This is a genomic window from Rhodococcus sp. WS3 (genome assembly GCF_003797085.1).
Lineage (GTDB): Bacteria > Actinomycetota > Actinomycetes > Mycobacteriales > Mycobacteriaceae > Rhodococcus_F > Rhodococcus_F globerula.
On sequence record NZ_RKMA01000004.1, the window covers coordinates 57,082 to 78,160 of the forward strand.

At 60.9% G+C, this 21,079-nt stretch carries 24 protein-coding genes and 1 tRNA gene; 13 read left to right on the forward strand and 12 right to left on the reverse strand.

The annotated features are described in order from the left end of the window. The first annotated feature begins 128 nt into the window (after positions 1 to 128). From EEB13_RS27970 to EEB13_RS27980, 3 genes are all read left to right on the forward strand, one after another. On the forward strand, positions 129 to 1,796 hold the full coding sequence (locus EEB13_RS27970) for an L-lactate permease (RefSeq protein WP_045065149.1): 1,668 nt from the start codon (positions 129 to 131) through the stop codon (positions 1,794 to 1,796). Positions 1,797 to 1,818: 22 nt separating this feature from the next. Then, positions 1,819 to 2,529, forward strand: coding sequence for a FadR/GntR family transcriptional regulator (locus tag EEB13_RS27975; protein WP_141486757.1), 711 nt, complete (start codon positions 1,819 to 1,821; stop codon positions 2,527 to 2,529). 54 nt (positions 2,530 to 2,583) lie between these two features. Continuing rightward, positions 2,584 to 2,657 (forward strand) — tRNA-Met (locus EEB13_RS27980). 60 nt (positions 2,658 to 2,717) lie between these two features. Here the strand turns inward: EEB13_RS27980 and EEB13_RS27985 are convergent. Both EEB13_RS27985 and EEB13_RS27990 read right to left on the reverse strand, forming a co-directional pair. Next, positions 2,718 to 3,290, reverse strand: a complete 573-nt coding sequence (locus EEB13_RS27985; protein WP_141486758.1) for a peroxidase-related enzyme — start codon at positions 3,288 to 3,290, stop codon at positions 2,718 to 2,720. Positions 3,291 to 3,337: 47 nt separating this feature from the next. Then, complete coding sequence (locus EEB13_RS27990) at positions 3,338 to 3,892, reverse strand: MarR family winged helix-turn-helix transcriptional regulator (protein ID WP_261984663.1); 555 nt, start codon at positions 3,890 to 3,892, stop codon at positions 3,338 to 3,340. Between the two features lie 69 nt (positions 3,893 to 3,961). On the opposite strand from EEB13_RS27990, the gene EEB13_RS27995 reads away from it, so the two are divergent. Beyond that, entirely contained in the window at positions 3,962 to 4,687 is a 726-nt protein-coding gene (locus tag EEB13_RS27995) for an SDR family NAD(P)-dependent oxidoreductase (RefSeq protein ID WP_141486760.1), read from the forward strand. 16 nt (positions 4,688 to 4,703) lie between these two features. On the opposite strand, the gene EEB13_RS28000 is transcribed toward EEB13_RS27995, so the two are convergent. Beyond that, the gene (locus EEB13_RS28000; RefSeq protein WP_141486761.1) at positions 4,704 to 5,423 is read right to left on the reverse strand and encodes a dienelactone hydrolase family protein; all 720 of its coding nucleotides are present in this window, start codon (positions 5,421 to 5,423) and stop codon (positions 4,704 to 4,706) included. A gap of 163 nt (positions 5,424 to 5,586) precedes the next feature. Here EEB13_RS28000 and EEB13_RS28005 point away from each other — a divergent pair, with 163 nt between their 5' ends. After that, positions 5,587 to 5,790: a cold-shock protein gene (locus EEB13_RS28005; protein WP_003939930.1), complete on the forward strand. Its 204-nt coding sequence runs from the start codon at positions 5,587 to 5,589 to the stop codon at positions 5,788 to 5,790. A gap of 56 nt (positions 5,791 to 5,846) precedes the next feature. Here EEB13_RS28005 and EEB13_RS28010 read toward each other — a convergent pair whose 3' ends face one another. From EEB13_RS28010 to EEB13_RS28025, 4 genes are all read right to left on the reverse strand, one after another. Further along, positions 5,847 to 6,599 carry a Clp protease N-terminal domain-containing protein gene (locus EEB13_RS28010; protein WP_141486762.1) on the reverse strand — a complete coding sequence of 251 codons (753 nt, stop codon included), beginning with the start codon at positions 6,597 to 6,599 and terminating at the stop codon, positions 5,847 to 5,849. A gap of 58 nt (positions 6,600 to 6,657) precedes the next feature. After that, the gene (locus EEB13_RS28015; protein ID WP_261984664.1) at positions 6,658 to 7,422 is read right to left on the reverse strand and encodes an alpha/beta fold hydrolase; all 765 of its coding nucleotides are present in this window, start codon (positions 7,420 to 7,422) and stop codon (positions 6,658 to 6,660) included. A 76-nt stretch (positions 7,423 to 7,498) separates the two neighbouring features. After that, the gene (locus EEB13_RS28020) at positions 7,499 to 8,491 is read right to left on the reverse strand and encodes an ABC transporter substrate-binding protein (RefSeq protein WP_033233456.1); all 993 of its coding nucleotides are present in this window, start codon (positions 8,489 to 8,491) and stop codon (positions 7,499 to 7,501) included. 124 nt (positions 8,492 to 8,615) lie between these two features. Continuing rightward, complete coding sequence (locus tag EEB13_RS28025; RefSeq protein ID WP_033233457.1) at positions 8,616 to 9,254, reverse strand: DUF2461 domain-containing protein; 639 nt, start codon at positions 9,252 to 9,254, stop codon at positions 8,616 to 8,618. 103 nt (positions 9,255 to 9,357) lie between these two features. On the opposite strand from EEB13_RS28025, the gene EEB13_RS28030 reads away from it, so the two are divergent. From EEB13_RS28030 to EEB13_RS28045, 4 genes are all read left to right on the forward strand, one after another. After that, a complete protein-coding gene (locus EEB13_RS28030; protein ID WP_033233458.1) occupies positions 9,358 to 10,194 on the forward strand; it encodes a mechanosensitive ion channel family protein in 837 nt (278 codons plus the stop codon). 82 nt (positions 10,195 to 10,276) lie between these two features. Next, positions 10,277 to 10,888: a formylglycine-generating enzyme family protein gene (locus EEB13_RS28035; protein ID WP_222839826.1), complete on the forward strand. Its 612-nt coding sequence runs from the start codon at positions 10,277 to 10,279 to the stop codon at positions 10,886 to 10,888. A 49-nt stretch (positions 10,889 to 10,937) separates the two neighbouring features. Next, a complete protein-coding gene (locus tag EEB13_RS28040) occupies positions 10,938 to 11,780 on the forward strand; it encodes an alpha/beta hydrolase (protein ID WP_141486765.1) in 843 nt (280 codons plus the stop codon). A gap of 5 nt (positions 11,781 to 11,785) precedes the next feature. Beyond that, positions 11,786 to 12,352, forward strand: a complete 567-nt coding sequence (locus tag EEB13_RS28045; protein ID WP_141486766.1) for an NTP transferase domain-containing protein — start codon at positions 11,786 to 11,788, stop codon at positions 12,350 to 12,352. 107 nt (positions 12,353 to 12,459) lie between these two features. Here the strand turns inward: EEB13_RS28045 and EEB13_RS28050 are convergent, their stop codons facing one another. Next, the gene (locus EEB13_RS28050; protein WP_141486767.1) at positions 12,460 to 13,347 is read right to left on the reverse strand and encodes an SDR family NAD(P)-dependent oxidoreductase; all 888 of its coding nucleotides are present in this window, start codon (positions 13,345 to 13,347) and stop codon (positions 12,460 to 12,462) included. 434 nt (positions 13,348 to 13,781) lie between these two features. Between EEB13_RS28050 and EEB13_RS28055 the strand changes: the two genes are divergently transcribed. Both EEB13_RS28055 and EEB13_RS28060 read left to right on the forward strand, forming a co-directional pair. Continuing rightward, positions 13,782 to 14,015: a hypothetical protein gene (locus EEB13_RS28055; RefSeq protein ID WP_315985040.1), complete on the forward strand. Its 234-nt coding sequence runs from the start codon at positions 13,782 to 13,784 to the stop codon at positions 14,013 to 14,015. After that, positions 14,008 to 14,658 (forward strand): Dabb family protein, encoded by a 651-nt coding sequence (locus tag EEB13_RS28060; protein WP_141486769.1) that lies wholly within the window; start codon positions 14,008 to 14,010, stop codon positions 14,656 to 14,658. Before EEB13_RS28055 ends, EEB13_RS28060 begins: the two co-directional genes overlap by 8 nt. A gap of 50 nt (positions 14,659 to 14,708) precedes the next feature. Here EEB13_RS28060 and EEB13_RS28065 read toward each other — a convergent pair whose 3' ends face one another. From EEB13_RS28065 to EEB13_RS28080, 4 genes are all read right to left on the reverse strand, one after another. Further along, positions 14,709 to 15,635: an alpha/beta hydrolase gene (locus tag EEB13_RS28065; RefSeq protein ID WP_141486770.1), complete on the reverse strand. Its 927-nt coding sequence runs from the start codon at positions 15,633 to 15,635 to the stop codon at positions 14,709 to 14,711. Between the two features lie 432 nt (positions 15,636 to 16,067). Then, on the reverse strand, positions 16,068 to 17,039 hold the full coding sequence (locus EEB13_RS28070) for an alpha/beta hydrolase (protein ID WP_141486771.1): 972 nt from the start codon (positions 17,037 to 17,039) through the stop codon (positions 16,068 to 16,070). 100 nt (positions 17,040 to 17,139) lie between these two features. After that, positions 17,140 to 17,664: a gluconokinase gene (locus EEB13_RS28075; protein WP_033233474.1), complete on the reverse strand. Its 525-nt coding sequence runs from the start codon at positions 17,662 to 17,664 to the stop codon at positions 17,140 to 17,142. A gap of 9 nt (positions 17,665 to 17,673) precedes the next feature. Next, positions 17,674 to 19,062, reverse strand: coding sequence for a GntP family permease (locus EEB13_RS28080; protein ID WP_033233479.1), 1,389 nt, complete (start codon positions 19,060 to 19,062; stop codon positions 17,674 to 17,676). Between the two features lie 132 nt (positions 19,063 to 19,194). On the opposite strand from EEB13_RS28080, the gene EEB13_RS28085 reads away from it, so the two are divergent. Beyond that, on the forward strand, positions 19,195 to 19,920 hold the full coding sequence (locus EEB13_RS28085; RefSeq protein ID WP_033233481.1) for a FadR/GntR family transcriptional regulator: 726 nt from the start codon (positions 19,195 to 19,197) through the stop codon (positions 19,918 to 19,920). A 101-nt stretch (positions 19,921 to 20,021) separates the two neighbouring features. After that, positions 20,022 to 21,029 (forward strand): NAD(P)H-dependent glycerol-3-phosphate dehydrogenase, encoded by a 1,008-nt coding sequence (locus EEB13_RS28090; protein WP_092804301.1) that lies wholly within the window; start codon positions 20,022 to 20,024, stop codon positions 21,027 to 21,029. Positions 21,030 to 21,079: the final 50 nt, after the last annotated feature.

Genomic DNA, 21,079 nt, shown 5'->3' on the forward strand with positions numbered 1-21,079 from the left:
CAAGGAACCCGAATACCCCGAAAAAACAAAAAATCCACACAATGCTCGATTGTGAGCCGGGTCATGGTGTACGTTCCTGTGGTCCGACCACACAAACCGTCATTCAGACCGTCTGTCAGGAGATACCAGTGGCTACCGAGCTACTCGCGGTGACTTTCACACCGTCCACTACCGCGATCGGCGGGTCGTTGACCGCGTCGGCGCTCGTCGGGCTGCTTCCCCTGGCGACGTTCTTCGTCCTTCTGACCGGATTCAAACTCAAAGCCTGGTACTCCGGACTCGGCGCGCTGGCAGTTGCCGCGATCGTGGCTGTCGTCGGCTTCGACATGCCCACGTCGCTGACAGCACTCTCGGCTCTCCAAGGCATCACCTTCGGGCTCTTTCCGGTCATGTGGATCGTGGTCACCGCCATCTGGTTCTACGAATTGACAGTCGTCAGTGGACGTTTCGAAGACTTGAGACGCGTCTTCAATACCGTGGGCCGGGGCGATATGCGCGTGCAGGCAATGCTCATCGCATTCTGCTTCGGCGGAATGCTCGAAGCGCTCGCAGGTTTCGGAGCCCCCGTCGCTATTACCGGCGCCATGCTCATCGCACTCGGTATGCCGCCGATCCGCGCGGCCGTGACCGTCCTGGTCGCCAATACTGCACCGGTTGCCTTCGGCGCCATGGCAATTCCGATCACGACGGCCGGCAACCTGACGGGCATTCCCGCTACCGAGATCGCAGCCGTCGTCGGTCGTCAGACTCCGATCCTGGCACTGTTCGTACCGCTTCTGCTTCTGTTCCTGGTTGACGGAAAACGCGGAATGAAGCAGGTCTGGCCCATCGCATTGGTCACCGGCGCCGTTTTTGCGCTCGCACAGTTCTGGTGCTCCAGCCACTTCTCGTACGAATTGACCGACGTCGTCGCATCTCTCGCCGGCCTCGCGGCTGCGGTCACGATGCTCCGCTTCTGGCATCCCGCCACTCCCGACGATCAGCGTTCCAAGGTCGAACCCGAAAAGCTCAGTCCGTCAAGAACCTTCCTGGCACTTTTCCCCTACCTTCTCGTAGTCGTGGTCTTCGGCGTCGCCAAACTCTGGACCGCCGGATTCGACCTCCCCGCCTGGCTGAGCAAGACCGATCGCAAGGTCGAATGGCCAGGTCTGTACGGAAATCTGCTGACCGACACGGGAACTCCCTCGTCGAGCGCGATCTACACGTTCTCGTGGCTGTCGAACCCCGGCACGCTGCTCTTGATCTGCGGCATCATCGTCACAGCCGTGTACGGATTCTGGACTCACGGCGGACGATTCCCGTTGACCGCCGGGCAATCGCTGACCACGTTCGGTACAACAGTCGTGAAGATGCGTCTGGCCATTGCGACGGTCGCCACTGTGCTCGGCTTGAGCTACGTCATGAACCAGTCCGGACAGACCGTCTCGATCGGCACCTGGCTGGCCGGCACCGGCGCTGCATTTGCCTTCTTCTCTCCCATGCTCGGCTGGCTCGGTACAGCCGTGACCGGTTCAGACACCTCTGCAAACGCCCTGTTCGCCAAGCTGCAGCAGGTTGCTGGACAAACCGCGGGCATCGATCCGACATTGTTGGTCGCGGCCAATACATCGGGTGGTGTCGTAGGAAAGCTGGTCAGCCCCCAAAACCTGACGATCGCCGCGACCGCAGTCGGCCAGGTGGGCAGCGAGCCCATCCTGCTGCGCAAAGTCATCGGATACAGCCTCAGCATGCTGCTGATCCTCTGCACGCTCGTGTATCTGCAGTCCACACCGGTCCTGTCGTGGATGCTCCCGTAAGCGCCACCTAGGCTCTTGGCTCATGCCCTCCGATTCGAGTCCACGCGCGTGGGAACAAGTACTGACGCACCTGGAGAAGCGGCTGACCTCGGGAGAAGTCGTCCCGGGTCAGCGGCTTCCGGGTGAGCGCATTCTGGCGGCCGAACTCGGCGTCGGCCGATCATCGGTACGCGAGGCTCTACGCGTCATGGAAGCACTCGGACTACTCAAAGCCCAGACGGGATCCGGCCCGACCTCCGGCGCGATGATCGTGGCCCGCCCTACCGGCGGCATGACCATGCTGATGCGGATGCAAGTTGCCGCACAAGGGTTTCCGGTGACAGATGTAGTGAAGACGCGCCTGGTTCTCGAAGCCGAGGTCATGCAGGAACTTGCGCGGACGCAACCCACACCGGACCTGGGAGCCGCTGTCGAATTACTCGACTCCATGGACAACTTTGATCTCAGCGCACACGAGTTCCTGATCCTCGACGCACAATTCCACGTTGCGCTGGCCGATGCTGCCGGCAACCAGGTTGTCGCGGCCATGATGACGGGGCTGCGCGAATCCATCGAGGCGTACGTCCTCTCCGGAGTGAACCTGGAGTGCTGGCCAACCACGTGCTGCCGGCTCCGAAATGAACACCGCGGAATAGTCGACGCCGTGCAGGCCGGAGATCCTGAGTTGGCGCGCGAACGCATCACCGGTCACATCCGTGGGTACTACGCGGAGAGCACCCACACCGGGGCCTGAACGTGGGTTGGTAATTGCACCCGTTTTTGTAGTGTAAGGTTGGTTTCACACCGACGCGGGGTGGAGCAGCTCGGTAGCTCGCTGGGCTCATAACCCAGAGGTCGCAGGTTCAAATCCTGTCCCCGCTACAAAGTGAAGGCCCGTAGGTTGCGCAAGCAACCTACGGGCCTTTTGCTGTGCGCGCCAATTCAGGAACGAGCCACCCGGCCCATCAGATAGAACTCCGGATTCGGCATCATCCCCGAGAAACTGGCCATTCTGTTGCTCAGGCCGAAGAACGCGGTAACAGCAGCGATGTCCCAGGCGTCCTCGTCACCGAAGCCGTGCTTGTGCAACGCCTCGAAATCCGCATCGCAGATCTCGTGCGACGCGGAGTTGACCTTGGATGCGAAGTCGAGCATCGCCCGCTGACGATCGGAGATCTCCGCTGTCCGATAGTTCACTGCCACCTGATCGGCAACCAGCGGCTTCTTTTCGTAGATGCGCAGGATCGCACCGTGCGCGACCACACAGTACGTGCATTTGTTCGCCGCTGAGATGGCGGTAACGATCATTTCACGATCACCCTTGGTGAGCGCCGAGTCTTCCTTGAGCATGATCGCGTCGTGGTAGTCGAAGAAGGCCCGAAACTCTGCCGGACGACGCGCGAACATCAGGAACACGTTGGGCACGAACCCTGATTTTTCCTGAACAGCAAGGATTTTGGCAGCGATATCCTCGGGCACGTCGGCCAGCTCTACTTGCGGAAAACGGTCGGTCACAGTGCCTCCTGGGCTGTCAGCCAATGATCAAATTAAGATAATCACCATTAACTGAGTTGTCCAGGGGCTCCGACATGCATCGCACCCGGATCCCCTAGTTCGCCATGCAGTCCGCTCAAGAAGATCCGCAACAACTCCGTGAGTTGCGCCTGCTGGGGAGCAGACAGCACCGAAACCAAGTCGGCCTCGCGGCCGAGCACACGGTCGACCAATTGCTCCACCACCTCATGCCCCGCAGCCGTCAGCGACACGTCGACAACCCTCGATCCCGACTTCGCCGACCGCTCCACCAAACCGGCAGCTTCAGCCCGAGCCAGCCTTTGTGAAATTGCGCCTGCCGTCACTCCGGTCCGTTCGGTGATCTGACGGGTCGTCAATCGATACGGCTCGCCAGCTCTCCGCAAGACGCTCAGCAGATCAAGCGTTGCCGTATCTGCGCCCGCGGCGGCAAGGATTCGCCGTCGGTCCTCACCGAGGAGTTTTGCGCACGCCCACAGCCTGGTCACGATGCCGATCCCCTCGACCGGAGTTCCCGGACGCTCACGCAACCAGGCCAAGGCAATCGCGTCGACGTCGTCGTCAGGGTCCAAGCCACCAGTCACATTGCACCTCATTTAGATCTAAATGATACGTTCTCGTATAGACCTAAACGTAGCTCACTGGAGGAAGACATGACACGCACAGTTCTGGTCACCGGCGGCGGAACCGGCATCGGCCGCGCCGTAGCAGCCGCATTCGCTCAGAGTAGCGACACAGTGTTCATCACTGGACGACGCACCGAACCGCTCGAGCAGACAGCAAGCGAACTGGGCTCGAACGTTCACGCCGTAACCTGCGACAACTCTGACCCGAAGGATCTGAAGCGGCTACAAGACACGCTCCCGGCAAACCTCGACGTCGTAGTGCATTGCGCGGGCGGTAACACGGACTTCGATCGAGAGGCGCCGTCGGATCTCGATACCTTGGCCGCCGGATGGCGAGCCAATCTCGATTCCAATCTATTGTCGGCGGTTCTGACCACTGCTGCCGTCCGCGATCGCCTCACCCCCGGCGGCCGCGTCATCACTATCGGATCCATCGCCGCAGACAAAGGTGCGGGCGCCTACGGCGCAGCCAAAGCTGCTGTCGCAACCTGGAATATCGACCTTGCCGCCGAATTGGGTCCACTGGGAATCACCGCGAACATAGTTTCTCCCGGCTACATCGCCGACACCGAATTCTTCCGTGACGTTCTCACCGACGCTCGACGGGAGGCACTGATCGAAGCCACGAGCACCAAGCGCGCCGGGACTCCGGAAGACGTCGCTGCCGCAGTTCTCTTCCTGGCCTCGGCGGGCGCCGGACAGATCACCGGTCAGGTAATCGCGGTCAACGGCGGAGAACGAACAAGTCGTTGATCTAGCCGCCGTTGATCTAGCGCAGATGACGGCCGAAGAACGCGTCGATTCTCCTCCAAGCATCTTCTGCCGCAACCGGATCAGGGCCCATCCCGAGGATTCGCTCCAGCGGACGCAACACCTTGGGGCCGGCTTCGGCATCGTTGAGGAACGCGTGTCCGGCCGTCGGATATTCCTTGATGTCGTGTTCGACGCCGGCCCTGTTCAGGGCGGTTTCCAGTTTCAGCGCCGCACCCCGCAAGGTGACGTCCTTGCCGCCGAAGCTACCCACCAGCGGGCATGAATCTGCCACTGCCGCATCAAGTTTTCGCGGGAGCTGTCCGTAGTTGACCGAAGCGACGTCAAAATCTTCGGCGCTGATCAGCGCGAATCCGCCGCCCATACAAAATCCGATGACACCGATCTTCCCGGTGCAGTCCGCGGATTCGACCAGCCAGTTTCGTGCGACCCCGATGTCGGTAAACGCCCGCCCCTGCCCGCGGAGCATCGACGTCATCGTCGGTACGAGGCAGCGCCTCGCCCCACCCGCGCTGTACAGATCCACGGCCAACGTCAGAAAGCCGGCGGCGGCGAGGCGTTGCGCCTGCCGCCTCATCACGTCGTCGAGCCCGAAGGCCTCGTGAATCATCACCACACCCGGCCACGGGCCAGGGGTGTCGGGAGTTTCGAGGATGCCACGGAGCGGTTGGGATCCGCCGACAACTGCGGCGCGGGCCGTCAGATCGATGTTCACCATTACCCGATCGTAAGCATTTGCCTGGTAAATGTGCCCGATTCACCCCATCTGAAGTGCGTTTTCGCACGCGGGCGTGCGCCCTGTTGCGCGGCATGGGAGGATGGGGGAATCGAGATCGGGACTTCGATGTGAAACCCGGATCGATTTTGTAGGGAGTATTTGTATGGCACAGGGCATCGTGAAGTGGTTCAACGGCGAAAAGGGCTTTGGTTTCATTGCTCCCGACGACGGAACACCGGACGTGTTCGTTCACTACTCTGAGATCTCAGGCAACGGCTACAAGTCGCTCGACGAGAACCAGCGTGTGGAGTTCGAGGTTGGCCAGGGCCAGAAGGGCCCCCAGGCCACCAATGTGCGCGCTGTCTAGTCAGTGACACAAGAAGAGGGTCGTACCCGCAAGGGTACGGCCCTCTTCTGTTTCTCCTACTGCTCTTGATCGTCCGCACGGGCTTCGATCACAGCAGCCACCGCGGCCTCGATATTCGATTCCGCGACAGCTTTGTCGACGCCGAGGTCGCTCAGAACACCGGAACCGTCCTCGAGTTCCAGCAGTGCTAGCAAGATGTGTTCGGTTCCGATGTAGTTGTGCCCCAAGCGAAGAGCCTCACGGAAGGTCAGTTCGAGAACCTTCCGGGATTGAGCGTCGTACGGGATGAGTTGCGGCAACTCCTCTGATTCGGCCGCAGGCAAAGCCTCTACGATGGCCGTGCGGACTGCGGCAGGTTCGATCCCCTGCGCTGCAATTGCCTGCGGTCCTAACGCTTCCGGTTCGGCCAGGAGCCCGAGAACAAGATGTTCGGGTCGAATCTCCGCATTACCGGCCGCTCGGGCTTCGTTCTGCGCAGCCATCACCACATTCTTGGCACGAACCGTGAACCGACTGAAACCGTCTTCGGGAACCATCAGCTTGCCCTCACCAGCCGCTTTCGGCACAAAACGCTTCTGCGCGGCTTGTTTGGAGACGCCCATGCTCCGACCGATGTCGGTCCACGACGCGCCTGAGCGCCGCGCCTGGTCTACGAAGTGACCGATCAGGTGATCAGCTACTTCACCGAGATGATCAGCGGCAACCATTGCGTCGGACAATTGATCCAACGCGTCGGTGTGAACTTTCTTGATGGCGGCGATGAGGTCGTCGAGACGGACTTGGTTTGTCATCTTCACTGGATCACCCATGCGTCAACCATAAGTTGACGCACGAGAATCGTCAACCCCGGGTTGACGATCGGCGGCTTCAGGAAAAGAACTCGCGCAACACCGGCACCATTGCATCGTCGGACACACCGTGTGCCTGCCCTGGAATCTCCAGCGCCTTTGCTCCCCCGATCCTTTCGCTGATTCGCGCCGCCGAGGAGCGGCCCCACTGCCCACTGTCACCGCCGTGCATGACCAAGGCGGGGACAGCGGCCGAGGTCAGCCAATCGAGCGACTGACTGCCGTGGTTACAGATGGCGACGTCGTACGGCAGGGTGTGAGCAATGGCGCACATGCCTGGCCAGTCCGAACTCTGCTTCATCTCCTCGACCATGTGCGACGACGCACCGGTCAGTGAGAGGAACCGGACCACAGCCCCCTCCTTGTCCCCGGCGGCAACCAATCGCCAGAGGTCACCCAGCGCGGCCGCATCCGACTGACCTTCGTCCATGTACGGCGCCTCGTAGACGGCAAGCTTCCTCATCGGAACGCCCTGCGCCGCAGCTTCCAACGCCAGTGCGGCACCCGACGAAAGCCCGTAGACCAGCGGCACCTCCCCAGTAGCGGCGATAACGGCGCGCAAGTCCTCCACCTCGGCCCCGATGGAATATGCACTGCCGTCGCCGCTGTCTCCGCGACCACGCCTGTCGTAGGAGTACACGGTGAAATCTGCTGCCAGCTCTGCGGCCAGGGAGTCGAACCACTGCCGATCGCAGAACGCTCCGGCGACAAGAACCACTGCTGGTCCTGCGCCGGAGCGTTCGTACGCGATCATTGTTCCGTCCGCGGAGCGCACTGTGTCCATGACCATCTCCTAGGGTTGGAGGACATCTCCTTCCCTGATTAGACCGCCGCAGACTCCAGAAGTCACCGATTCGGCATCAGCTGATTTTGGCGTAAAGAGCATCCCACCCCTGGGCGACGTACGAAATCGTGTAGATCGAACCGTAGAAAGTCGATCCGCCGAGGTTAGTGACGTTGCCCGCCTGCACCGCTGGGAGCCGCTGCCACAGCTTGCTGGCCACCAACGCCTGATACGCCGCACTGTCCTCGTCCTCGGTGATCATGAAACCGTCGACGCCGGCCAGTACGTCCAAACCCTCGAGGCTGACGCCGCCTTCCGGATCCAGACCTTCCGCAGTGACGGTCTTTCCGCCGATATCGCCGAGCGTCATGTCGCTGGGCTTGTCGCCCTTTTCCGACGTACGAATACTGGTGACGTACAGAGTGTTGGTGTCCGGCAGGAATGACACACTCGCAACCGTCTTCGACGCGATCTTCTCGGCATGACGCGATTGAATATCCGCAATTAGGTTGTCGTAGTCGAGAATCAGCTGGTCGAGCGTCTCGGTTCGGCCGAGCCAGCCCGACAGCCTGGTGAGGTTGGTTCGCCAGTCGTCGGTGAACTCGGTGGTGAGAACCGGTGCGATGGTCTGCATTTCACCAACGGGCCACCACTCACTTTCATAGTTCAGGCACACGATCAAGTCAGGTTCGAGCGCAAGAATCTGCTCACGATTAGGGATTTCGGACAGGAAAGGCACCGATGCGTCGACCGGCACCCAGGGGGTGGCCTGTGCATAGGTGTATCCGACCAGCGGAAGCTCCAGCGCCACAGCAGGTTCGAGATCGAGCCGAGAGTCGATCGCGACCACACGCTTGGGCTCGACGGGAATGTCGTACGTTCCGAGCGGGGTGGTCACCGAGCGCATTTCGTTTGCGGCGGCACTACTTCCGCTCTCGCCGCACGCCGCGAGAAAAGCACCCAATCCGGCGATGCCTGCACCGATTCCGAATTGGCGTCGAGTCAGATTCGAGACGATGCGATTATCGGTGTACCCCCGCGGGAGTAGCAGGGTAGATGAAGCGGGCATGTGCGCGGACCTTCCAGAAGAACGTGATCATCCACCCTTCGCGGGCGAATAAGGATGCCCTAATAGCGTACGTACCGTGCATCGTCGCGACCGGCCCAGAAGTGTTCGGTTCCGGCCACTGATCTCAGTTTGCCCCCAGCACCTGCCCGGACCACTCGACCAACGGCGTCAATGCGCGCCACGCTTTGCGGACTTCCTTCAGCGTCCGAGGACTGTCCAACCACGACGGACTGGGATAGCTGCGGCCGGCCGTCAACGACTTGTGCCGCAACAGTTCGATGCGCGGATGATCAACGGTGTACCCGCGCGGCGCCGTCTTGAGCGTGTCACCACCCACCGTGAATCCGGCCTTGCGCACACCTGCGAGAATCTTCTCGAGTTCCGCACCTCGGACGTCGTCGTCGACCGCCGCTCGGTACCGCGCAATCGTTTCGGACGTGCTGGCGTAAAAGCCCCCGGCAACCATCAGGCCGGCCGCATCGATCTGAACGTAGTAGCCACAACTCTGCGCAAGGCCCACAAAAGCACCTTGGTGCGTCTTGTACGGAATCTTGTCCTTCGAGAAACGCACATCACGGTACGGCCGAAACAGTTTGGCTGTGCCGAATTCGTCTTCCAATTCCGTGACCAACGCCGCCATCGGTCGACGAACAATCTCGTCGTACGTCTCCTTGTTGGCCGCCCACCACACCTTGCTGTTGTCCGCTTCGAGATCCTCGTAGAAGTCGAGTGCAGCAACAGGTATTCCAGTGAACGCAGCCATGCGTAAAGCGTAGTCGTACCGGTTAGAGAGGCCATCACCTCCCGATGTGAGCCATGCGCTGCAGTGATGCCCCGATCGGGCAGAATCCGTAGACTGCGTGGGGATGATTTCCGAAATGCAGGCCTGGCAACTGACCGATACCAATCGAGACTGGCTCATCCACCGACCCATCGAAATCGCGATCTATGTGGTGCTGGCGGTAATTCTGCGATTCGCTCTGCACCGTGTGATCGATCGAATGTCGAACGGGCGCAAGCCTTCGGTGAACGCACGCAGGACACAGCGTGCCCGCACCATTGGTTCCGTCCTCAAATCGACCGTCTCCATTGTCATCCTGGTCTGGTGTGTGCTGCAGATTCTCGGGATCCTGGGTGTCAACGTTGCACCGTTCATCGCCTCTGCCGGCGTCATCGGCCTGGCCATCGGTTTCGGCGCACAGAATCTGGTGCGTGACTTCCTCTCCGGAATCTTCATGCTGCTCGAGGATCAGTACGGCGTCGGTGACGTCGTAGATCTGGGTGATGCGGTGGGCACGGTAGAGACCGTCGGTCTGCGGGTCACCACGGTCCGAGATGCAAACGGAACCTTGTGGTACTGCCGTAACGGCGAGATTCTCCGAGTCGGAAACATGAGTCAGGGCTATGCGACCGCTGTACTCGATCTCCCCATCGCTCACAACGCCAACGTGCACCGGGCATGCGAAGTCGCAACGCGGGCCGTTCTCGAGGCGGCTGAATCCGACTCCATCCGATCGGACATGATCGAAAAACCGGAGATGCTGGGAGTCAATTCCGTTACTGCAGAATCGATTACCATCCGGGTTACCGCGCAGGTCAAACCAGGCCGGCAATGGGCAGTCCAGCGTGCATTTGCCCGCTCCGCCCTGACTGCGTTCGAGCAACACGGGATCGAGGCGCCATACCTACCGATCCTCCGCTGAGCAAAACTATTGACGCCGGCGCCTTCGACGGATGCAATTACTCGAGCACAGAGGGAGTTACGTGAGTACAGCGTCGGAGTTGATGGTTGACATACCCGGCGGCGTGGTCGATCTGCGTGACGACCGCAAGGCCACCCATTGGAGCGTCGACATCGCTCCCTTCCGGATGGCTCGATACGTCACGACCATGCGCGATTCAGCGAATCCCAAGGTCAACGTGTCCTGGATCGACGCGATCGCAGCGTGCAACAGCCTGTCAGCGCAGGACGGATTAACCCCTGCCTATCACGACATCGACAGTGAATCTCCGACGTGGGATCGCACATCGAATGGCTACCGGCTCCCTACCGAAGCGGAATGGCAGTACGCCTGCAAAGCCGGGACTCCCGGGTATCGCTACGGCCCGATCGATGAAATCGCCTGGTACGAAGCAAACTCCGGTGACACTTGCCATCCTGTCGGATCGAAGGCCCCGAACGCGTGGGGACTTCACGACATGATCGGCAACGTCTGGGAATGGTGCTGGGATCTCTACGACCCGGAGGTATACGGCACTTACCGCATCTTCCGCGGTGGCAGTTGGGCGGAGGTGGCGCGCGGTTGTGGCGCAAGCGTTCGGCGTCGTAGCCACCCGAGCTTCGCAATCGACGACTTAGGGTTCCGTATCGCCCAATCTGCCGGTCCCGGCGCATAACATGTGAAGAATCCGCGCACCGGAACCGGTGGGGAGAGAGGGCACAACAATGCAGCGTGAAGAGTCGTCGTTCACCGGAGTGTCCGGCACCAAGATCGTTTACGACGTGTGGACGCCGGACCGTGAGCCCACCGGCATCCTTGTCCTGTGCCACGGACTCGGGGAGCATGCTCGGCGCTACGACCACGTGGCCGCGAGACTGGGCGAACTCGGACTGGTCGTGTACGCACCTGATCATCGTGGACACGGACGTTCCGGCGGTAAACGCGTCCATCTCAAGGAGTTCTCCGACTTCACCGACGACGTCAACACCCTGTTCGGTATCGCCACCGCCGCCTATCCCGGCAAGGACAAGTTCCTTCTCGGCCACAGCATGGGCGGGGCGATCGCGCTCTCCTACGCCCTGGATCATCAATCGGATCTCAAGGCATTGGCGCTCTCCGGACCTGCCGTGATCATCGCCACCGGCACACCCAAGATCGTCATGCAGTTGGGCAAGTTCCTCGGCAAGTACCTCCCGGACGTTCCGGTCGAGAGCCTGGAAGCTGCGGCGGTGTCTCGCGATCAGAAGGTTGTCGACAAGTACAACGCAGATCCGCTGGTCCATCACGGCAAGGTTCCGGCCGGCATTGCGCGCGGAATGATCACGGCGGCAGAAGGATTCCCAGCCCGTCTGCCGTCGCTCACCATTCCCGTTCTACTGCAGCATGGTTCAGCCGACAGACTGACCGACCCGGCCGGAAGCAAGCTGGTCGCTGACCTCGCAGGCTCCCCTGATGTGACCCTGAAGGTCTACGACGGCCTGTACCACGAAATCTTCAACGAGCCTGAGCAGGAAGAAGTTCTGGACGATCTTGTCGAGTGGCTGCGCCCTCGCGTAAGCGAAGCTTAGGTTCGATGACACCGTGCGGGATCCTCTTGGCCGCAGGCGGAGGATCCCGCATGGGTACACCCAAGGCGTTGAAGTTCGACGCCGACGGCCGATCATGGCTACGCCGCGGTGTGTCGACTCTCCGCGACGCGGGCTGCTCGCCGGTCATCGTGGTGCTCGGAGCTCGAGCAGCCGACGCCGCAGCACTCCTGCTGCCTGATTTCACGGATACCCTTGTGGTGGAATCAGACTGGCAGAAAGGCATGAGCGAATCACTACGCTCGGGCCTGGAGGCGGCACAAAACCTGGATGCAGTGGCCGCCGTCATCACCCTTGTCGACCTACCGGACCTCGACACCACGACCATCACCCGGGTGATCGGCCCGACAGTTCAGTCAGATGACCTCCGACGCGCTGTATTTCACGGCACCCCAGGACATCCCGTTGTCATCGGCCGCAATCACTGGCCGGCCCTGATCGCTTCCCTGGCGGGCGACAGCGGCGCCAACGCGTATCTGCGCGCGCACCACGCCGATCACGTGGAGTGCTCAGACCTGAGCACCGGCCGGGACGTCGACTACCCGCAGGCCTGAGAGCGGTCGGAGCAGTGTCCCGCCATTTCGACAACGCGTGGCGTACGCGAGCACTCCGCCGTGTCCATCTGAGCAGCGGATGCCCTGCTGCTGTGCGCCGCCCGAGCTCACAAACCGGCCGGGGCGATGTTGGGATTCGCCCATGCAGGTGGTTCCCGGCGCGGCATCGAGCCCTGACCGTTCAGCGTCTTCACCTCGAGGCCCTGGTGCCAGGGAAAGTGCAAGCTGAACGCCACGAGCCCCGTCTGTTCATCGGCAGGAACCGTGCACATCGCGAGGACTGTCTCAACGAGGTATTCGACTGGTTCCGTCTCGTAGCCTGCTGGAAGCAGTGCGTCGGCGCCAGGCGTCGAAATAGCTGTCGACGGTCCAACCGCGTTGACTGCGATGTTGTCGTCGAGTAGTTCCGCTGCGAGGCCCTGAGTCAAACGATGCAGGGCAGCTTTGGCTGCCGCATAGATGACGTCACCCGATGTCTTGTTGTACTCGCGGAACGGCCTGATCGGACTCAGCCCTGTTGACGATCCGATGTTCACGATCCACCCCGCGCCACGAGAACGCATATGTGGAATTGCATTGTGCACCAATACAAAAGGTGCGCGAATATAGTGCTCCATGGTTCGATCGAACGTCTCGAGCGACATCTTGTCGATGGTCGAGTAGTCTGCAAACCCCGCATTGTTGACCAGGATGTCGATCCCACCGGTAGCCTCGACAACGCGGTCGATCAGGGTGTCACGCGCGTCGACATCTTCGAGATCGGCCGGAATAGCCAGCGCTCTACCACCATTCGCCTCGATCATCGCGATGGTCTCGGCCAGAGAGCCTTCGACTACGACGCTATCCCCGCCTCGAATCGACGATGTCGGGCCGGACGATCGCGCGGTGACCACCACCGTCGCACCTTCGGCCGCAAGTCGGCGAGCAATAGCACGTCCGATACCGCGACTACTTCCGGTGACCAACGCCGTCTTGCCCGTCAATGACTTTGTCATTTTGGTTCTCTCAGTCGTAGGTTTCGAGGGCGCAGGTGGTTAACGTGAATCTCATATCTTCAGGCTCGCTTGGTCCCTCGACAGGTTCCGCTTACCAGGATGATGCAATGGAGGCCGAACTGGTTGCCACTCTCCCGCGTGGCGGGAAACGACACTGTCCTGGCTTACCGCCGACAGACTGATACGAGAGATCAACTCACGCAAAACATCTACTACAGAATGCATCGATGGCCTGCGGTACACCAGCAATCGGAAACTTGTCTCCCGGTATGCGAGACAAGCACTACTGCAGGGGTTTTGATCAGAAGTAGTCTAGAAATATGGCAGGCGAAAAGATATTCGTGATAGACCGAATCCACACAGAACGGGGGTGCGGGAAGAGGTTCGTCGATGCATACACAACTCAGTACGTACCCCGCGCACAGCGCCGCGGCATGACACTGACAAATATTCTCGTCAGTCCCCCGCTCTGGATCGAGGACGAAACCAACATCGTGACGATTACCTGGACAGTGGACGGCACGTCCGGTTGGTGGAATATGACACGCCAAGGTCGAGCCGATCAGGAGTCCAGTCAGTGGTGGGAACGGCACTCTGCACTGACAATCAAGCGCAGTCGCACCATGGCCGCTGACGCAGCCGATATCGAGGGACTCTCCGATGTATAGCGTCACACGCATCGTCCACGCCGCCGAAAATCCATCGCACGAGATCTGGGACGACGCCGTGGCCTCTGTGACAGTGGCGGCCGAAGCAGCGGGTGCCATCCGCCTGGTTGTGTCGAGAACGCTGCCGGGAGTGATCAACGGTGGAGATTTGATCGTCCACTTACAGTTCACCGACGCAACGTCGTGGCAATTGGCGAGCGACGCACTCGACGCCAGCTTCGAGCATCCGGCCATCGAGCGGTTCCACGGCGTCGAGTACACGTCCGGATCGACCGGACGGTCGGCGATCGACACCCGTAACAGTGTCTACCGAACATTGCTCCTGCGAGTTGTGCCCGGCACCGAGGCAAGCAAGGTCGAGCATTTCGAACGCGATTTATTACGGATGCCGGCGCTGATCTCGTCCATCGGTGCATGGCGACTCAGCCGTGTCAGTTCTGCCGTTGGCCCGACTCCATGGACGCATGTGTGGGAGCAGGAATTCACTGACCAGGCTTCATTACTCGGGCAGTATCTCGATCATCCGATCCATTGGGCTGTCGTGGACCGTTGGTTCGATCCGGAGTGCACCGAGGTCATCGTCCGCGATCGGATCTGCCACAGCTTCTGTTCGATCGACGACGTCGTTCTCGCGAGCGATTAGCCACAGGCCCGGCCCCCTCGAGGGCCGGGCCTGCACCCATGCGCGATCGCCTATCTCTTTTCGAGCACTCCGCGAACCATTGCCCAGATGTCACGTCGAGCGGGTTCCGTGAACGAGAGCGAGGTGAATGTCAGAAAACCGTGAAACAGTCCATCGAACCGGTGATGGACGACGGGCACATCGGCCGCCTCCAACATCTGCGCATATGTGTCACCCGACGTGCACGGCGGATCGAGTTCGGCGGTGATGATGACAGCCGGCGGTAGGCCGGTAAGACTTTCTGCCCGCGTCGGAATCACACGAGGATCGTCGGTTCCGTTGGGTGCATATTGCTGCCAGTACCACTTCATCGCCGAAGTGGTGTTGTAGTAGCCGGTGCCGTACAGCCGATACGATTCCGTCTCGAAATCGTCGTCTATCACCGGGTACAGGAGAACCTGCGCCGCAATTGCCGGGCCCCCTCGATCTCGCGCCGCAATGGATACAGTGGCTGCAAGATTTCCACCGGCGCTGTCCCCAGCGAGGACGATGTTCGACGGATCTGCGCCGTAGTCACCCGCATTTTTTGCCGCCCATTCCAAGGCTGCGTACACATCATCATGCGCTGCCGGAGCCTGATGCTCAGGAGCAAGCCTGTAGTCAACTGCAATCACCACAGCGCCAACACCTTCCGCCATCGAGCGACAGAGTTCGTCGTGACTGTCGAGATCGCAAAATACGAAACCTCCGCCGTGTGCGAACACCACGACCGGCAGATCATCATGATCTGTGTGCGGCCGGAACACCCTCAACGACAGATCTCCTCCCGGACCGTCGATCGTGAGATCGTGAACATCGCGCATGCCCGGTAGCCCCTGCAGCGGAGCACGCCGACTACGAATCAGCTCACGCAGTTCTACTGGCGGGAATTTCGTCACGTCCGGGAATCCGGATTCCAGCGCGGCCAGCATTGCCGCAACTTCTGGATGGACTGTCATGAATGATCTCCTGATCGTCTACGAATTCTGTTATCTCGGTGCGGAAATCGCCATTTCCTGAGCCTCCGCTGCGTCCCGTTCAAATCCGTTGCATCCGGACTCCGCCACTTCGCGCCCACGCCATGTGCGGCACTCACGATGTGACACCCCTCTCGAAATCCGTCGCCGATACCCGACAACCGGAACACTTACGTGCTGCCACGATAAGTCGCCCACCTGGCGATGAGAACCGACTCTCCCGTCCAGTGGTCGCTTATGACAACGAACTCCCAGCCGTGAACTGCTATCCGAATTTGGCCCCGGCCGTCCACTAATCCTGACGCAAATGCCTAAGCCAGGTTTGGGAAGCGATTCAGCGAAACAGGATCGACGCCCGGGTCTCGGCCGTTCTGGCATTCCTTACCCGTGCAGAAGCCGACCAATAGAGAAAAGTCAGGCGCTGATCTTGCGCTTCGACGCCAAGGTACGTTCCAGGAACGCGACACTCAGATCAACGATCGTGCGCCCTTCGCGCAGCGCCTTGCCGATCACCGGGAAGGCATGGATCTGCCCACTCCAGATGTGGGTTTCGACGGTTTGCTCTGCCTTGATGAAGTTTTCGGTCATTATTTCCACGTCCGGGCGCATCAGTTCGTACTCAGCGCACACCAGAAACGAGGGCGCAAGCAACTTCGGATCGGCGTTGATCGGTGACTGCTCGCCGACAATGTTGTCCGGTCCGTTCAACCATCGATCCTTGAGTTTCTCGACCTGCGACATCGGCAGGTACGCATCGCGTTTCATGAAATCAGGATCGTGCTCTTCGAGGTCTACGTTGAGGAGCGGCGAGTACCCGACAACGGCGGCCGGGCGTGTGATTCCGCGCAGTGCTGCTATCTCGGCGACCTTCATTGCCAGGTAGCCGCCTGCCGAATCACCGGCAACCACAATCTTGTTCGGGTCTTCCGCGGTCTCGAGAAGTGCCGTGTACGCGGCCATGGCGTCAACCACGGACGTGCCGATCGACCCTTCGGGCAACTGCCGGTACCGAACGGAGATCACCGGGACGCCGGCTTTGGCGGACAGGAGGCCACACAGTGCTCGGTGGGTGGCAAGTCCGCAGAAAATGAATCCACCGCCGTGGAAGTAGAGAATGGTGGCTCCCGCAAGCGCGCCCGAAGCGCGGCGCGGGTGCGTGACCTTCTCACAGGAAACCCCACCCATCGTCAGCGGTTCGATGTCGAGATTCTTGGGCTTGGGCAGGCGGTCGGCAAGCGCGTCGAGCTTTTCGAGTTGCCGGATCCCGCGGTCACTGGTCGGCCAGTAGGTGAATGCGGGCTTCACAAATGTCCTGGTCACAGCAAAGATGAACCGTGCGCGCGGGCTCACGTTCCAGTGCCATACCGTCGAATCTCGCGTCCGCATAGCGTCCTCCCAGGTCAAGGCATTTTGTGTATCCGAGTTACACATACCTTGACTGAACGATAACCGACGCAATTTCGACAGGACAGGCTGGCGCCCGAACTCAGTATCCGAGCTCTTCGAGCCGTCGCAGAATTTCCTCCACTATCTCGACTGGACTACCACCGACGTCGATGATGATCGCCTGTTCATCCGGGTCGATCGGCTCGAGCGTGGAGATCTGCGAGTCCAGCAGTGACGGCGGCATGTAGTGGTCGAGGCGCGCGGTCAGCCGCTGGCCGATCTGATCGCGCGAACCGGCAAGATGAACGAACACGACGTTCTCACCCCGCAGTATGTCGCGGTAACTGCGCTTGAGTGCCGAGCACGTGACGATGCCCGGCTGCCCTGCATCGGTATGTTGCGTGATCCACTGCGCGATCTTGTCCAACCACGGCCAGCGGTCGTCGTCGTTCAACGGATGCCCGGTAGCCATCTTCTCGATGTTGGCCTGCGGGTGCAGATCGTCGCCCTCTTGGAGATCCCAGCCCATCGCGCCGGCAATCATTCCGCCGACAGTCGATTTGCCGGAGCCCGATACACCCATCACGACAAGCACGGGATTCTTCTGTGCTGCTTTCTCAGTCATGCCAATCCCCTAGATAATTGCGCTCAGGACAAGGACACCGGCAAGTCCGGACACCGAGATAATGCACTCCATCACCGTCCACGTCTTGAGGTTCTGCACAACGGTGACGCCGAGGTATTCCTTGACCAACCAGAATCCTGCGTCGTTGACGTGTGAAAGGAAGAGCGAACCCGCGCCGATTGCCAGCACCATCAACGAAACGTGAGTCGAAGAGAGCTCGGCGGCAACAGGAGCCAGGATCCCGGAAGCCGTGACTGTCGCCACGGTTGCCGAACCTGTTGCGACGCGGATCAATACAGCGACCAGCCACGCGAGGAAGAGCACCGGCAAGCTGCTGCCCTTGATCGCGTCGGCAATCACGTCAGCGATACCGGTGTCGATAAGCACCTGCTTGAAACCACCACCGGCGCCGACGATCAGCAGGATGCCGGCAATCGGCGGCAGTGAACTCTCGAGTGACTTCGAAATGGCCTTGCGATCCATTCCGCCGCCGCGTCCGAGCAGCACCATGCCGACCAGAACTGCGAGTCCCAAAGCGACAACCGGGGTTCCGAGGAAGTCCAGTACCGATTTGGGGAGCGATTCGGAATCAGGGGCGATGACCTCGGCCAGAGCTTTGCCGAGCATGAGCACCACGGGAAGCATGATCGAGGCAAGAGTGGCCGCAAAACTGGGGCGCTGCACCTTCTCCTCTTCGCCCCGATCCTCGCCTGTGACAAAGAGATCGGGAACTTTGACATCTACCCAGCGGGCCGCGATCTTGCCGAAGACCGGGCCGGCCAGGATCACCGTCGGGATGGCAACGAGTACACCAAGCGCCAATGTCAGACCGAGGTTGGCGTTCAACGCGGAAACGGCGACCAGCGGTCCGGGGTGCGGCGGAACCAAACCGTGCATCGCAGACAGACCCGCGAGGGTGGGAATCGCGATACGAATCAAGGACTGCCCGGACCGCCTGGCCACCAGAATGATGACGGGCATCAACAGGACGAGGCCGATCTCGAAGAACATCGGCAGACCGATGACGGCGCCAACCAGAGCCATCGTCCACGGCAGCGCCCGGTCACTGGATCGACTGACGAGGGTGTCCACTATTCGATCAGCACCGCCGGAGTCGGCCAGCAGTTTGCCGAACATGGCACCGAAGCCGATGAGAATGCCGACGCCGCCCATCGTCGAGCCGAACCCTGTCGCGAAGGCCGCAACGGACTCAGCCGATCCGAGTCCGGCAGCCAATCCGACGCCTACCGCTCCGATCGACAGAGCAAGAAAGGGGTGCAGATCGAGCCAGGTAATGAGCGCGATGATCACGGCGACGCCCGCAACGGCGGCGATGATCAGTCGAGCATCGCTTCCAGCCGGGACGACCTCGGCTGCCAGCAGTGCTGTGGTGTTCATAGGGACTCCAGTCCAACGAGTGATGGAGGTCACTGTTCCTCAATTAACCTACAATTTCAAGACCAGACACTAATTTGTAGTATTTATCGGACTTTCATCGGGCTTAATCCATACACATGGGACGATCTACGCATGGCCTCACTCCCGTTTCAGCAACTGCATGACTCGATGCTGGAACAACTGGGTCAGGACATCGTCAGTGGTGCCCTCGCGCCGGGCACCACGATCTCCGCGGATGAAGTCGCAACCCGCTACGACGTGTCCCGCACAGTCATCCGGGAAGTCGTGCGAGTACTCGAATCACTCGGCCTCGCATCGGTGCGTCGACGCGTCGGAATCACGATCCTCGGATCGGAGCATTGGAACGCGCTCGATCCCACTGTCATCCGCTGGCAATTGGCCGGCCCCGGCCGGTTCGAGCAACTGTCGATCCTCAGCGAACTACGCTCGGGAATCGAACCTCTGGCCGCTCGCTTGGCCGCGACCCGGGCCACCCCGCAGCAGTGCGGCGCGCTCACTGCGGCTGTGATCGGAATGTCAGCTACCTCACGGGCTGCAGACACCGACGCCTATCTGGGGCATGATTCGGACTTTCATCGCACACTGCTCGCAGCGTCCGGAAACCCGATGCTGCGTGCGATGTCACAGATCGTCGTGGAGATCCTCGAGGGCCGAACCCGCCACGCCCTGATGCCCCACGAAGCTGATCCGGAAGCCATTCACCTGCACGGAGTGGTCGCGTCGGCAATCCAGTCCGGTGACGCCGACGCCGCCGAAGCCGCGATGCGGTCGATAGTCGCGGAGTCCGCCGACGCCGTCGAAACCATGCGCACATCCGCGCCGCCGAGCACGACGTAAGTAAGCCGAGCCACAGACTCTGCTGATTTGCTCCGCAACCGCTCCGCAAGTGGAACGCTTGGAACCATGACATCACTCGCTACGCCCGAGAGCGCACTCTGATGGCCCGCCCGGTACGCGTCGTTGTACTCGGCGCAGGATCCTGGGGAACCACGGTTGCCGGGCTGGCCGCCCGCAACACCCCCACCTTGTTGTGGGCACGCAGTGCGGACACCGCTGACGAGATCAACTCCCAGCGCACCAACAGCAGGTACCTCGGTGAACGCAGGCTTCCGAAAGGCTTGAAAGCGACATCCGACCTGGTTCAGGCAGCGCGCGAGGCCGACGTTCTGGTCTGCGGCGTTCCGTCGCATGCCGTTCGTTCCACACTTGCCGAGATCTCCAACGAGGTTCGAGCGTGGGTACCGATCCTGTCGCTCGCGAAGGGTCTCGAACCCGGTACGCGTCAGCGACCCACCGAGGTGATCGCCGAGTGCCTGCCCGGACACCCTGTCGGGCTTCTCGCCGGACCCAACATCGCCAAGGAGATTGTCGACGGCATGGCCGCCGCCTCCGTCGTCGCGACGCAGGACGACCGCGTTGCCGCAGCACTGCAGCCACTCTTTGCGTCGTCGGTGTTCCGCGTCTATCGCAACACCGACGTCCTGGGATGTGAACTCGGCGGCGTCCTCAAGAACATCGTCGCGATTGCGTCCGGAATGGCCGACGGTCTTGGCGTCGGCGACAACACCCGCGCCATGGTGTTGGCTCGTGGGCTCGCGGAGATGACCCGGATGGGCGAAGCGATGGGCGCCAATCCACGAACCTTTGCCGGCTTGACCGGCGTCGGCGATCTGATTGCCACCTGCATGGCTCCCACCTCCCGCAACCGCCGGGTGGGCGAAGCACTGGCGCAGGGGCTGACAGTCGAGGAAGCCGTCGAGAAGCTGGGTCAAGTTGCCGAGGGCGTGAAAACCGCTCCGACGGTCATGGCTCTGGCCCGCGAGTACGGCGTGGACATGCCGATCGCGGCGGAGGTCGAGGCGGTCATCGCCGGCCGTCAAAGCGCCAACGACGCTTACCGAGGTTTGCAGAGGGTGGCTGCAGGCGACGAGGAAGACATCGCGTGATCAATATCTACAGGTATCTAGCCCATTAGCTAGATACCTGTAGATAGGTC

Bases quoted from the DNA above. Each gene is read 5' to 3' on its own strand.
- EEB13_RS27975 (WP_141486757.1), top strand. From the start codon at position 1,819: ATGCCCTCCGATTCGAGTCCACGCGCGTGGGAACAAGTACTGACGCAC.
- EEB13_RS27995 (WP_141486760.1), top strand. From the start codon at position 3,962: ATGACACGCACAGTTCTGGTCACCGGCGGCGGAACCGGCATCGGCCGC.
- EEB13_RS28000 (WP_141486761.1), bottom strand. From the start codon at position 5,423: ATGGTGAACATCGATCTGACGGCCCGCGCCGCAGTTGTCGGCGGATCC.
- EEB13_RS28005 (WP_003939930.1), top strand. From the start codon at position 5,587: ATGGCACAGGGCATCGTGAAGTGGTTCAACGGCGAAAAGGGCTTTGGT.
- EEB13_RS28010 (WP_141486762.1), bottom strand. From the start codon at position 6,599: ATGGGTGATCCAGTGAAGATGACAAACCAAGTCCGTCTCGACGACCTC.
- EEB13_RS28015 (WP_261984664.1), bottom strand. From the start codon at position 7,422: ATGGACACAGTGCGCTCCGCGGACGGAACAATGATCGCGTACGAACGC.
- EEB13_RS28020 (WP_033233456.1), bottom strand. From the start codon at position 8,491: ATGCCCGCTTCATCTACCCTGCTACTCCCGCGGGGGTACACCGATAAT.
- EEB13_RS28025 (WP_033233457.1), bottom strand. From the start codon at position 9,254: ATGGCTGCGTTCACTGGAATACCTGTTGCTGCACTCGACTTCTACGAG.
- EEB13_RS28030 (WP_033233458.1), top strand. From the start codon at position 9,358: ATGATTTCCGAAATGCAGGCCTGGCAACTGACCGATACCAATCGAGAC.
- EEB13_RS28035 (WP_222839826.1), top strand. From the start codon at position 10,277: ATGGTTGACATACCCGGCGGCGTGGTCGATCTGCGTGACGACCGCAAG.
- EEB13_RS28040 (WP_141486765.1), top strand. From the start codon at position 10,938: ATGCAGCGTGAAGAGTCGTCGTTCACCGGAGTGTCCGGCACCAAGATC.
- EEB13_RS28045 (WP_141486766.1), top strand. From the start codon at position 11,786: ATGACACCGTGCGGGATCCTCTTGGCCGCAGGCGGAGGATCCCGCATG.
- EEB13_RS28050 (WP_141486767.1), bottom strand. From the start codon at position 13,347: ATGACAAAGTCATTGACGGGCAAGACGGCGTTGGTCACCGGAAGTAGT.
- EEB13_RS28055 (WP_315985040.1), top strand. From the start codon at position 13,782: ATGACACTGACAAATATTCTCGTCAGTCCCCCGCTCTGGATCGAGGAC.
- EEB13_RS28060 (WP_141486769.1), top strand. From the start codon at position 14,008: ATGTATAGCGTCACACGCATCGTCCACGCCGCCGAAAATCCATCGCAC.
- EEB13_RS28065 (WP_141486770.1), bottom strand. From the start codon at position 15,635: ATGACAGTCCATCCAGAAGTTGCGGCAATGCTGGCCGCGCTGGAATCC.
- EEB13_RS28070 (WP_141486771.1), bottom strand. From the start codon at position 17,039: ATGCGGACGCGAGATTCGACGGTATGGCACTGGAACGTGAGCCCGCGC.
- EEB13_RS28075 (WP_033233474.1), bottom strand. From the start codon at position 17,664: ATGACTGAGAAAGCAGCACAGAAGAATCCCGTGCTTGTCGTGATGGGT.
- EEB13_RS28080 (WP_033233479.1), bottom strand. From the start codon at position 19,062: ATGAACACCACAGCACTGCTGGCAGCCGAGGTCGTCCCGGCTGGAAGC.
- EEB13_RS28085 (WP_033233481.1), top strand. From the start codon at position 19,195: ATGGCCTCACTCCCGTTTCAGCAACTGCATGACTCGATGCTGGAACAA.
- EEB13_RS28090 (WP_092804301.1), top strand. From the start codon at position 20,022: ATGGCCCGCCCGGTACGCGTCGTTGTACTCGGCGCAGGATCCTGGGGA.